Raw genomic sequence first — 12481 nt, forward strand, 5'->3', positions numbered from 1 at the left:
CTCCTACCGGGGATCAAGCCGTTTGCTGAGCAGATGACTGCAAATTTGAACAAATAACACAATTGCCATGAAACAAATTCCAAAGGAAATAATCACGCTAGGTTCATAGAATGATTCCCTGCCGATAAAAATCCGCGGCTCAAAGTCGAGAGCCAGCCAGAGGCGGTACGCTGCTCCTTTATAGTCGAGCAGATACTCCAAAAACAGCAGGTTCGAGAGTATGTAAATCATCATGGTCGGCACATTATTCAGGATTGTGCCAGCACAGTTTCTTAAAATATGTTGATGGATGATGAGCTTTTCATTGAATCCCTTAGCCTTTGCCACCTGGACATATTGCTTCCCGGCCTCACTTGAAATAGCACCTGAAGTGATCTTGCTGATATACATTGCGGGATAGATGGCAGCCAACAGAGCAGGGATGAAGAAGTTGAACCATTGTTCATGACCAAAGATATCAATCCAATTGACATAAAAGATGATGATCCACTGGACAAGCAGGATGACGAAGAAATCAGGAATGGACATAAGGAGCCATGTTGTCCAATTTCCGAAGATTTTTCTTCGTTTAAGAGAGTTTTTATAGTCAAAAACCCCTTTAACGATCCCTGCTGCCAAACTGAAGAGAAAAGCAGGAAGAATGATTTTTAAACTGCGGGAAAAATAGAGGATGACTTCCTCCTCAACTGGCTTTTTGTATCGGGTTTCGCCAAAGCTGGTATCCCTAACCAATCCCTCAATGAAAACAGTGATATTGTTTTTGTATTCCTTCCAGGAAAAGTCGTAAGTATACACTACTTTTGCTGCCCGGCCTTCTCCAGTCACCATTGCTTCTCTTGGGAACAAAGCGATCAATACGAGGCAGATGCTTACTATGATGAAGAAGCCCACATTGTATAAAATCTTTTTCAAAGCTTACTCACCTCTTCAGAAATTCCTTTTGTTTCCCAATTCTATTTTAGAAAGGTGCAAAAAAGTACTTATTCATTAAATTTTAGTGACAGAAGTAGAAGAGGAAATTCATTCTCAAATGTTCCTCTTGGGTGAAGAAAATAGACTGAGGACTGCTTCGTTTTAGAAAGTAACGATCAATGCAAACGCAGCTATAGAAAAGCAAAAAAAGGATGAGCGGCAGATGCTCATCCTTTTACCATTCCTTAGGCTCGTAATTCAAGTCGCTGAATAGCTGCCTTTTCTCTTTCTTATTCAAGTCACGCCATTGCCCAATTGGCAGGTTCCCGAGATGGATGTTCATGATCCTGATGCGCTGCAGCCTGACAACTTGATAACCAAGAGTTTCGCACATGCGCCGGATCTGTCTGTTCAATCCTTGTGTAAGGATGATATTGAACTCATATTTTGATAGTTGGACCACTTTTGCGGGAAGTGTTTTTGTTCCAAGGATCCTCACGCCTTCTGACATCGCCTTGACGAATTCCGGCGTAATAGGCTTGTCTACTGAGACTATATATTCCTTTTCATGCTTGTTTTCAGCGCGGAGAATCTCATTGACGATGTCTCCGTCATTTGTAAGAAGAATTAAACCTTCGGAATCCTTATCAAGCCGTCCGATGTTGAAAATCCTTAGCGGGTGATTGACAAGGTCGATGATATTGCCCTTCACATGCCTTTCAGTTGTGCTCGTGATGCCGACCGGTTTATTCAAAGCAATATATACATAGTTTTGTGCCATCCTGATCTCTTCGCCATTCAGGCGGACAACATCTCCAGGCTCAACCTGGCTGCCGATTTTCACAACCTTCCCATTGATTGTCACACGCCCTTCCTCAATGAGCCGATCAGCGCCGCGCCTTGACGTTTTACCAGTTTCGCTGATGAATTTATTGATACGCAGGTTAATCCCATCCTTAAATATGAAGTATACATTTAAGGATATTCCACTGCAGATTTATTTTCAAGCTTTCGGGCAGGATGGAATAAAAACGGCAAGATTGAGTCGATTCAGGCTCAAATTATATTATAATGTAAAAAATGCTTGGACATGGAGGAATTATATTGGTTAACGTCCTGACAGAAATAGAAATTAAATCCCCGGTTGAGAGGGTTTCTGAATATGCAGCGAATCCTGACAACGCTCCTGAATGGTATGTGAATATTGACAGTGCTGAATGGCTTACAGAGAAGCCGTTGGTTATTGGTTCAAGGATTGCATTCAAGGCAAAGTTCCTTGGCCGGGAACTTGCGTATATTTATGAAATCGTAGAGTATGTCCCGGGAAAGAAATTGGTGATGCAAACCTCAGAGGGTCCATTTCCGATGAAGACTACATACACATGGAAAGCAATTGACTCAAACACAACAAAGATGACCTTGAGGAACCAGGGAGAGCCATCAGGTTTTTCGAAACTGGTTTCACCTTTTATGGCTTCGATGATGAAAAAAGCAAATATGAAGGACCTGAAAAAATTGAAAGAAATAATAGAAGGGTAAGAAAAACATCGAAGAAGGGAAGGACTTCTTTAATGCTTTTTTAATCTCCCTTGCATACCTTACTAAAAAAGAAGGTGTGTTCTGGGATGAATGAAGAACGGTTAGAAAAGATTTCCCTTCCAAAGGATGCAGGTCCGCATGGTGATTCCAATATTGAATGGTGGTACTTTTTCGCTTTTCTGAATGGAGACAGGGGCGGCCGGTATGCTGTGATGGCCTCATTTTTCAGGGTGGGTGAGCTTGAGATTGGCAAAGGGCATTATATCATCCATACTTTGATCGACCTGAACAGGAAAAAACGCTCTAATTTTTCAAGTTTTGATTCAAAGGTGAAGCTAGCGATGCTAGCCATCTATCTGCCTTTCTACCTTTTGCTCCATCCGACAGACAAGAGAATCTGGAGACTCTACAAAAAGTTGCTTAAGGGCGATATACCTCCTCCGCATACATTTCTTAAGGTTGCGAGAATAAATCCGGATCCCCTTAAATTGATCTATGGGAGACATCAGCTTAACTTCAAAGGGGAAGATGCCCTGGGTTTTGATGTGCTTTTAAAGGAGGGAATTTCGGAAGTCGAGCTTGAGTTCACCCCAATGAAGCCTGCCGCACTGATAGGCGATGATGGAAAGCCTGATGATTTGTACTATTACTCTACTACGAGAAATGCTGTGAATGGAAGAATAAAGACAGATTCAATAAGTGAAAATGTAAACGGTACTGGCTGGTTTGATCATCAATGGGGACGTGATTACTCTTTGGTCAAAGGATCCGGCTGGGACTGGTTTGGGATACAGCTTAGCGACGGGCGCGAGCTGCTGCTAAATCAAATGTCCCCCGGAAAGCCAATGGCAAATGTTATTGAAAAGGACGGCAGTATTCGTTTTACGAGAAATATAACTTTCCAAAAAATAAAGCATTGGAAAAGCCTGAGAACAAATGCCAGGTATCCAGTAGAATGGGAGATTCGCATTCCTGAATACGGAATTGACCTTCATGTCGAAGCAGAATTCCCAAACCAGGAAATGCTCATCATCGGCCCAATACAGGCTATTTGGGAAGGGACATGTAAAGTAATCGGCAGAGAGAGGCTGGCTGATGGAAAAAGCAGGCCACTATCCGGAAAAGGTTTCATGGAACTTGTTGGATATGCAAATTGAAAAATGGGAACCTTGCTGCTAGTGGCAAGGTTTTTGTTTTACTGAGAATAAATCAAGCAAGTTCGTTAGGAAAAGTGAAATATCATCGGGAATTTGGCCATAAATCACTGAGAATAGACTATATAGGATTAAACCTGCCCCAAATGGTCTAAATAAGTAAGGAAAGAGTTGGTAACTAAGGGGCTGGGAAGTTTTGGTGAAAAAATTCGCTTTACGAATAAGGGAAAGTATATGGCTGAAGCCGGTTATCTATAGCGTACTGGCATTCCTGCTGGCATTAGCCGTGATTTACATCGATCATAACGAATTGGCACATGGTATAGTCCCTTCGTTTTTGCTGACGAATGTAGAGCTGGCACAGACGATTTTAGGTTCGATTTCTGGTGCTCTGCTGACGATGACGACGATTACTTTTTCAACGATCATGGTCGTACTGACTACATATTCATCTCAATTTTCTCCGAGGACGCTGAGTAACTTTGTCGAGGATCCCGTGACGTTACGAGTGCTCGGAATCTTCATGGGAGGATTTGTTTACTCGATCTTATCTTTGCTGTTCATGAGTGAAACCTGGTATGAGAGCGAGGTAATCTCGGCAACGGTTGGAGTCTTCATTGCGTTCATCTGTCTTGCATTCTTCGCTTATTTTATCCATAATGTCGCCACTTCCGTCCAGGTCAGCACGCTGATCAGGGAGATCACTGAGGGCGCTTTAAAGGTCATCAGAAGACAGGAGGATACACTGGAGAGCGAATACACAAATGTGATTGATGACAGGAAAGATGCAGGATTCACTTACGAATTTGTCCGGGATGTAAAATGCAGGGGGTACGGTTATGTTCAGCTTACAGATTATCAGGGACTATTGAAATATGCATCTGAAAACGAACTCGGGATTGAAGCTAACTTCCTGAACGGTGATTTTCTGACCGAAGACAGCATTGCCTTCAGAGTCCACCATAGTGGTGAAATCAATGAGGATATTGATGCTGTCTTAAATCAATACTTAAGGCTCGGAAAAGAGCGGTCATCGATCCAGGATCCTGAATTTGCGCTGCAAAAGATTGTCGAGGTAGCCTTGAGGGCCATCTCACCGGGTATTAATGACCCGAATACCGCTAGAGTCTGTATTTCCTATCTAGGTATGGCCCTGTCTCATTTATGCCGAGTCCGTTCAAATGGACGGTATATAGCTTATTATGATGAAGATATGCAGCCAAGAATCATCGGGAAGCAAAAGCGCACGATGGATATCCTGTATTTATCCTTTTATCAAATTGTCCATTATGGGAGCCAGGACTTTTCCATCCTTACCGCTTTAATAGACGCTTTTCTGCTGATTGGAAGAACAGCCGACGATTCCTTGAAGAAAAGCATATGGGAGCTGTATATCTACAGCATGGAAAAATTCGATTCGAACGAATTGAAGGAGCTCGACCAGATCTATTTGAACGAGAAAAAAAGAGAACTATCAACAGTGCTGGGGATCGCTCTTTAATGGATCCCCTGCCTTTTCTAGACAAAAAATGACAAAATTCATCAATTTTATGGGTCATATGTAATAATTCCGTTGTGCGATACCTGGTTTGTTTGTTATTTTAATAGTGGAACTACTTCAGAATATTTAAAATTTACATCAGACATTCATGCAGCTAGGCACAGGAGGATTTATTTTAATGGGCAATGAAGGGAAGATACAACGATACACCGGTTTAACTATAATTATTTTTCTTCTGTTCGCGGAGCTGATTGATTGGCTGACTTCGTTTTATTTTTCCATAAATGAAGCGGAAGGCTTTTTGATTGATTTGGCTGTGTCCTTTGTTTACATCACATTGGTTTTCCTTGTATTTAGGGGATTAAAAAGTGCAGCAGAGGATCTGGATGGGCACAAAAAAAGACTTAAAAACATATTTGATACCCTGGATGTAGCGATTTGGTCCCATGATTTAAAATCGGGTACATTGCTGATCACAACTGGTATCGAAAAATTATACGGACATTCATCTGAAGAATTTTATCAAGATAACACGCTCTGGAAAAAGGTTATCCACCCTGAGGACCTGCACATTTTAACGGAGAGAGAAGCGGGGTTTTCAAGAGGGGAAGCTGTCACCAGTATATATCGGATCATTCGTCCTGATGGTGAGGTGCGCTGGATTCAGGATAGAGGCATTCCTGTCATAGATGATAATGGGAATTTCGTTGATTTTACCAGTGTCCTTTTCGACATCACCGACCGTCAGGAAAGTGAAGGACGCTACCGCAGCCTTGTGGAAATGTCGCCTGACTTGATTGCTGTCTACAGCAGAGGGAAGCTGGATTACATCAATGAGGCCGGCTGCAGGCTGTTCAAGGCGGAAAGTCCGGCAGAATTAATCGGACAGCCGATCTCCAAATTGATCCCCTCTGAAGTACTGTCCCGGATCAAAAACCGTGAATTGACAATAGATGAAGATCCTGAGGAAAAACTGTGGTTCAAATTTAAGGCGACACAGACAGACGGGCAAGAGATAGATGTCGAAATGTCCGCAATGCCGATTTTATATGAGGGAAGAATGGCTGAGCAAATTGTCGGCCGCGATTTGACGCAGCGTAAGAAGGCGGAAAAAACCATTAAATATATGGCCTATTATGACGTGCTTACCGGGCTGCCGAATCGAAATATGGTAAGAAAGCATCTGAATGCAGCACTATCAACCGGCAGCGAGATGCTCGCAGTACTCTTCCTTGACCTCGACCGTTTCAAGATTATCAATGATACTAAAGGACATCGTTTTGGCGATCTATTGTTAAAGGTTGTTGCCAGCAGGCTGAAGAATGCGATCAACGACCAGGGGCTGGTATCGCGCCAGGGTGGTGATGAGTTCATCATTGTACTCAAAGCTGTCAGCAGGGAACAAGTCATTGAAGTTGCGGACAGGATTTTGAATGAGTTTAATGAAGGGATCACCATCCAAGGCCAGGAGTTATTTGTGACGCCGAGTATCGGAATCAGCATGGCACCAGAGGATGGCCAGGATGAGGAAACGCTGATCAAACATGCGGATACGGCGATGTACCTGGCGAAAGACAGCGGAAAGAACAATTACCAGTTTTACACGACTCAGCTGCACGGACTTTCATCACGAAAAATGGAGCTGGAGAATGGTCTTAGAAAAGCATTGGAGCAAAATCAGCTTATGCTTCACTATCAACCGCAGTTTAATATGGAAACAGGGGGAATCATCGGAGTAGAGGCACTTGTACGCTGGATGCATCCAGAGAAAGGTCTCATATCACCTGCTGAATTCATTCCCCTGGCCGAGGAAACAGGGTTGATCGTCCCGCTTGGCAAATGGGTGTTGGAGAAGGCGGCGGCGCAAAACAAAGAGTGGCAGGAGAAAGGCTGCAAACCAATACCGATTTCAGTGAATATTTCTGTGCGGCAGCTCCAGGAAGAGCGATTCATTGATACGGTAAAACAGGTATTGAACGATACGCAGCTTGCCCCGGATTTTTTGGATTTTGAAATCACAGAAAGCGTCATGCAGAACAGTGAGAAGACAGCGAGGATCCTGGACCAGCTGAAGGAGCTTGGCATAACGCTTGCGATTGACGATTTTGGTACCGGCTATTCATCGTTAAGCTTACTGAAGCATTTTCCGATTGATAAAATCAAAATCGATAAATCATTCGTTGATGATATCATCCATCATTCCAATCAAGGGGCGATGGTCAAAACAATCATTGATATGGGACATAATCTGCAATTCGATGTTATTGCTGAAGGTGTCGAGGAACAGGAGCAGGTTGCATTTTTGCTCAAAAATGGCTGCGTGATTGGACAAGGCTATCATTTCAGCAGACCTTTGCCAGTAGAAGAAATGGAAGAATTGCTATTTAAAAATACGAAGCATGAAGGCATTCTGCAGTAGCGGAGTGTCTTTATTTTGCAAACTGCAAAGGATGACGGAACAGCAGGTAAAAACAATTATGGCAGCGATTGATATGAGAAGTAAATAAGATAAGAAGGTTTAATTGTGAGGATACAAGGAAACGTACACAGCAGCAAAACAGCGGAATTAAATTTCGCTGTTTTTTTTCGAGTAGAATACAAATAATAATCAGGATGTTTAACAGGAGACTGTTTGGGCTATTACACTTTCGTATACAAAGGAGGAGGAACATAGTAATGAATGAAAAATATAAACCATTATTTGATACTTTTACGTTCGGGAATGGCATTAAACTGAAAAATAGACTTGTCATGGCGCCGATGACCAATTTTTCGTCGAATGAGGATGGAACTGTAACTGACGCAGAGGTAGCGTATTATGCCCGCCGTTCGCAAGGCGTCAGCATGGTGGTAACTGCGTGTACATATGTAACCCGGAACGGGAAAGGATTTCATGGAGAATTCGGTGCCGATACCGATGAAATGATCCCAAGCCTTAAGAAGCTGGCAGCTGCGATCAAAGCTGAAGGAGCAAAAGCGATGCTGCAAATTTTCCATGGCGGCCGCGAATGTCCTCCCGAGCTTGTGCCAAACGGTGATATCGTCAGTGCGAGCGATGTTCAATCAGAGCGCAATAGCGCAAAAGCACCACGAGCATTGTCTGGAGAAGAAGTGGAACAGATCATTGCGGCGTTTGGCGAGACAACTCGCCGAGCGATTGAAGCAGGCTTTGATGGCGTCGAGATCCACGGAGCCAACGGCTATTTGATTCAGCAATTCTTTTCGCCTCATTCTAACAGACGTGATGATCAGTGGGGAGGCTCCCTGGAAAAAAGGATGGCATTTCCATTGGCTGTTGTTGATGAGGTGAAAAAAGTGACCGCAAAGCATGCAAAGGAACCGTTTATTGTCGGATACAGATTTTCGCCGGAAGAACCTGAGGAGCCGGGAATCACAATGGCAGATACTTTGGAGTTGATAGATGTCCTGGCAGATAAGGAGCTCGACTACTTGCATGTTTCGTTGAACGATTTCTGGTCGAAGCCAAGAAGGGGTGTCAATGATGACCGATCCAGAATGGAAATCATCCACGAGCGGGTCGGCAGCAAAGTTCCTGTCATCGGTGTCGGTTCGCTTTATAGCGCGGATGATGTAATCAAAGCGTTTGGAACTGGAGTACCACTGCTGGCTTTAGGCCGCGAACTAATCATTGACCCGGATTGGGTCGAAAAAGTTGCATCTGGCCGTGAAAATGAAATTGAAACAAAGATCGATACAGGTGCGCAGGCTAGACTCGTCGTACCGGATCCATTATGGCAGGCAATCGTCAATACACCAGGCTGGTTTCCAGGCATTCAATAAAAAAGTTGCATTTAAAAGAACCAAAGCTGCTGTTTTGGTTCTTTTTTTCGGTCATTTTAAGCGGATTTGCATTAGCTGAGAGTTTTATTGGCGAAAATAAAATTTTATTGGCGAACTGGAAATTATCCTCGTTTTTTTCCAGTTCATTTGCCATAAAAGTGTAAGATATATCACCGTAAGCAGCAGATGAAGTCTTTATAATGAAAATATGTAAGGGTTTACATTTGAACGAGACCTGAATCTACCTAGACTGACGCAGCTTTGCTAGGACCGATTACGGGAGGGGATGTTTGTGTTGCTGACGGAAGAACAGAAAATGGTGCTGGATATTTTTGAGGAAATGAAAAACCATGGGCATGAACAGGTGATTTTCAATTATGACAAGGCAACGGGATTGAAGTCGATCGTTGCGATCCACGATACGACGCTCGGCCCTGCGCTTGGTGGATGCCGGATGTGGGATTATGAATGTACTGAAGATGCGCTGCGGGATGTTCTGCGCCTTTCGAAAGGAATGACCTATAAATGCGGCGTTTCGGGGGTGACGTATGGAGGCGGGAAAGCGGTCATCATCGGTGATCCCAAGTCGGAAAAATCGGATGAGCTTTTCCAGGCTTTCGGCTCATTCATTGAAACATTAAAGGGACGATTTTACACAGGAACGGATGTCGGCACGGTTGGCATGGATTTCGTATCCGCATCAAAGCAAACATCGTATCTGGTTGGTCTGCCGGAAGAATATGGCGGCAGCGGGAACTCTGCTGTTATTACGGCCTTCGGTGTGTGGAAGGCAATCAAGGCAACTGCAAAAGAGATTTTCGGCACAGATTCACTTCTCGATCGGAAAATTGCTGTCCAGGGACTTGGCAAGGTCGGCCGATTTCTCGTTGGCCACCTTCATAAAGAGGGCGCGAAGCTGATTGTCACCGATATTTTTGAAGAGAATGTAAAAGAAGTCCGGGAGCAATATCCCGATATCGAAACAGTCGATCCTCTTGATATATACAGCGTAGGGTGCGACATATTCTCCCCCAATGCATTGGGGGCCGTCATCAATGACATCACAATTCCAAAACTTAAGTGTCTGGCAATTGCCGGAGCAGCGAATAATGTGCTTGCAGAAGAACGTCACGGCGACATGCTGCATCAGAAAGGGATCCTCTATGCTCCGGACTACGTGGCAAATGCAGGCGGTTTAATTCAGGTTGCGGATGAACTTCACGAGTACAGCAAGGACCGGGCTTTCAGGAATGCAAGCATGATTTACGACATTCTGGAAAAAATCTACAAAATCTCCAAAACTCACGATATACCAACGTATAAAGCTGCAAATATATTAGTAGAAGAGAAGATTGAAAAGATCAGCATGATTCAAAGCAAGTATACAGGCTGAAAAACTGGAGGTGGTACAGCATGCGCTATAGAAGCTTTGCAGAAGTCATTGAGGCTGCACAGACGAGGCCGCCTGTAAAAATGAGCGTCGCCGCCGCACACGACCGGGATGTGCTCGAGGCTGTCAAAGTGGCTGTGGAACTGGGAATCATAGAACCTTATTTGGTCGGTGACCCGCAGATAATTTTTGAGTTGGCTAAGGAAATCGCCTTTTCTGTAGACGAGTATCCAGTTTATCCTGCCTATACTGAAAAAGAGAATGCTTTTATTGCCGCTAAACTGGCAAGCGAGGGACATGTGCAGATTATCATGAAAGGGTTCGTGAATAGCACGCCATTTTTAAAAGGGGTCCTTCATAAGGAGCTTAATTTAAAAACTGGCTCCATCATCAGCCATATCTCCGTTTTTGATATCCCGGGGGCACAACGGCTGATCAGTATGAGTGATGGCGGCATCAATATAGCGCCGGATTTTCAGCAGAAGAAGCAAATCATCCTGAATGGTGCAGAGTTTCTTGTCAGAATTGGAGTCGACCGGCCGCGGGTAGCGATTTTGGCAGCCAACGAACGAGTCAGCGAGAAGATGCCTGTGACCGTCGAAGCCGACCATCTGGCCATGCTGATAAGAAATGAATCAAGTCTCAACCTACTGATAGAAGGACCGCTTCCGCTCGACCTCGCCATCAGCCGGGAGTCGCTCCTCCATAAAGGGCTGGACAGCGAGCTTGAAGGCGAAGCGGATCTGCTCATTGTTCCAACGATTGAGGCTGGAAACTTCCTTGGCAAGGCGATTACCTATTTTGCTCAGGGAAAAATGGCGGGAATAGTATTGGGTGCGAAAGTGCCACTCGTATTGAACTCCCGGTCAGATACAGCGGAGGCTAAATTGGCCTCGATTGCACTGGCCGTCGTTGCGGCATCCAATAAAACGGTCAGCGTCTAGATAGGAGAGGTATTATGAAAATCCTAGCGATAAATCCAGGGTCCACTTCTACAAAGCTTGCAGTTTATGAAAATGAGGTTTTACTTTTAGAACAGATTATCCGCCATCCTGATGCTGAAATCATGATGCTTCCGGAATTAGAAGACCAGCTGCCGTACAGGCTTGAGTCCATCGTCGAAACTTTACGGCAGCAGGATTTCAATCCTTCAGAGCTGGACGCAGTCGTTGGCCGGGGTGGAATGCTCAAGCCAATGGACAGTGGGACATACATCGTTGATGAGAATTTGCTGAATGACGCACGTTCAGGGAAATATGGAAATCATGCTTCGAACCTGGGGTCGATGCTTGCAGCAGAAATTGCTGACGCTCACCACATACCGGCATTTATTGTTGACCCAGTATGCGTGGACGAACTGATTCCGGAGGCAAGAGTTTCCGGCCTGGCTGATATTGAAAGAAAGAGCCATGTTCATGCACTCAATATCAAGGCCGTTTCCCGAGAAGCTGCAGCTGGGCTTGGGAAAGGCCTAGAAGATTCAAGTGTCGTTGTTGCCCATCTTGGTGGCGGTATTTCGATAGCTGCGGTGCAGAATGGACGGATCATAGACGTCAATAATGCTGAAAATGAAGGACCATTTTCACCTGAAAGAGCGGGCGGGCTCCCGGCAAAACAACTTGTCCAGCTTTGTTTTTCAGGGAGATATACCGAAAAAGAATTGCTTCAGCGGCTGATAAAGCAGGGTGGTGTGTATTCCTATCTGGGCACTAAGAATCTCATAGAAGTTGAGGAATGGGCCGCTGAGGGTGACATGGAGGCTGACCTTATTTTAAAAGCGATGGTACATCAGATTGGAAAAGAGATTGGGGCAATGGCAACCGTCCTGGAAGGGAAGCTAGACGGAATCATCCTTACCGGGGGAATCGCCCATTCAGATATGATTATAGAATTGATTAAGAAGAAAATCAGTTTTATGGGAAAAGTTTTCGTCCTGCCAGGTGAAGCGGAAATGGAAGCATTGGCTGCCGGGGCTTTAAGAGTGATGAAAGGGCAGGAAGAAGCGAAAATTTATTGAAAAAGGCCTGAGCATATGTGTTTTGCGAAGACACATAAAGGCTCAGGCACTTTTTTTTGACAAAAATAAAGGATATATATAGCAAGTTGATAAGAATTTATTAGCAGAAAAGTAAACTTGTTTGCAAAAATGAAAGTATTTCTGGCAACAAACTAGATTTATTAGGA

The 12481-nt window shown here is 44.3% G+C and carries 10 protein-coding genes; 8 read left to right on the forward strand and 2 right to left on the reverse strand.

The genetic code is table 11. The annotated features are described in order from the left end of the window. Nucleotides 1-3: 3 nt before the first annotated feature. Nucleotides 4-912, reverse strand: coding sequence for an ABC transporter permease subunit (locus FOF60_RS04600; RefSeq protein ID WP_192469557.1), 909 nt, complete (start codon nt 910-912; stop codon nt 4-6). A gap of 235 nt (nt 913-1147) precedes the next feature. Next, the gene (gene rluF, locus FOF60_RS04605; RefSeq protein ID WP_413632887.1) at nt 1148-1861 is read right to left on the reverse strand and encodes a 23S rRNA pseudouridine(2604) synthase RluF; all 714 of its coding nucleotides are present in this window, start codon (nt 1859-1861) and stop codon (nt 1148-1150) included. 155 nt (nt 1862-2016) lie between these two features. Between rluF and FOF60_RS04610 the strand changes: the two genes are divergently transcribed. The 8 genes from FOF60_RS04610 (at nt 2017) to buk (ending at nt 12314) form a co-directional block, all read left to right on the forward strand. Next, nucleotides 2017-2451 (forward strand): SRPBCC family protein, encoded by a 435-nt coding sequence (locus FOF60_RS04610; protein WP_192469556.1) that lies wholly within the window; start codon nt 2017-2019, stop codon nt 2449-2451. Nucleotides 2452-2537: 86 nt separating this feature from the next. Further along, a complete protein-coding gene (locus FOF60_RS04615) occupies nt 2538-3608 on the forward strand; it encodes a lipocalin-like domain-containing protein (protein WP_192469555.1) in 1071 nt (356 codons plus the stop codon). 196 nt (nt 3609-3804) lie between these two features. Then, nucleotides 3805-5106: a DUF2254 domain-containing protein gene (locus tag FOF60_RS04620; protein ID WP_264647692.1), complete on the forward strand. Its 1302-nt coding sequence runs from the start codon at nt 3805-3807 to the stop codon at nt 5104-5106. Between the two features lie 178 nt (nt 5107-5284). Beyond that, nucleotides 5285-7525, forward strand: coding sequence for a sensor domain-containing protein (locus FOF60_RS04625; protein WP_192469553.1), 2241 nt, complete (start codon nt 5285-5287; stop codon nt 7523-7525). 257 nt (nt 7526-7782) lie between these two features. Then, on the forward strand, nt 7783-8907 hold the full coding sequence (locus tag FOF60_RS04630) for an NADH-dependent flavin oxidoreductase (protein ID WP_192469552.1): 1125 nt from the start codon (nt 7783-7785) through the stop codon (nt 8905-8907). Nucleotides 8908-9229: 322 nt separating this feature from the next. Then, on the forward strand, nt 9230-10300 hold the full coding sequence (locus tag FOF60_RS04635) for a Glu/Leu/Phe/Val family dehydrogenase (RefSeq protein WP_225649795.1): 1071 nt from the start codon (nt 9230-9232) through the stop codon (nt 10298-10300). Between the two features lie 20 nt (nt 10301-10320). After that, the gene (locus tag FOF60_RS04640) at nt 10321-11241 is read left to right on the forward strand and encodes a phosphate acyltransferase (protein WP_192469551.1); all 921 of its coding nucleotides are present in this window, start codon (nt 10321-10323) and stop codon (nt 11239-11241) included. A gap of 14 nt (nt 11242-11255) precedes the next feature. Further along, a complete protein-coding gene (gene buk / locus FOF60_RS04645; RefSeq protein WP_192469550.1) occupies nt 11256-12314 on the forward strand; it encodes a butyrate kinase in 1059 nt (352 codons plus the stop codon). Nucleotides 12315-12481: the final 167 nt, after the last annotated feature.

This window comes from Mesobacillus jeotgali, assembly GCF_014856545.2.
Taxonomy (GTDB): Bacteria; Bacillota; Bacilli; order Bacillales; family Cytobacillaceae; genus Mesobacillus.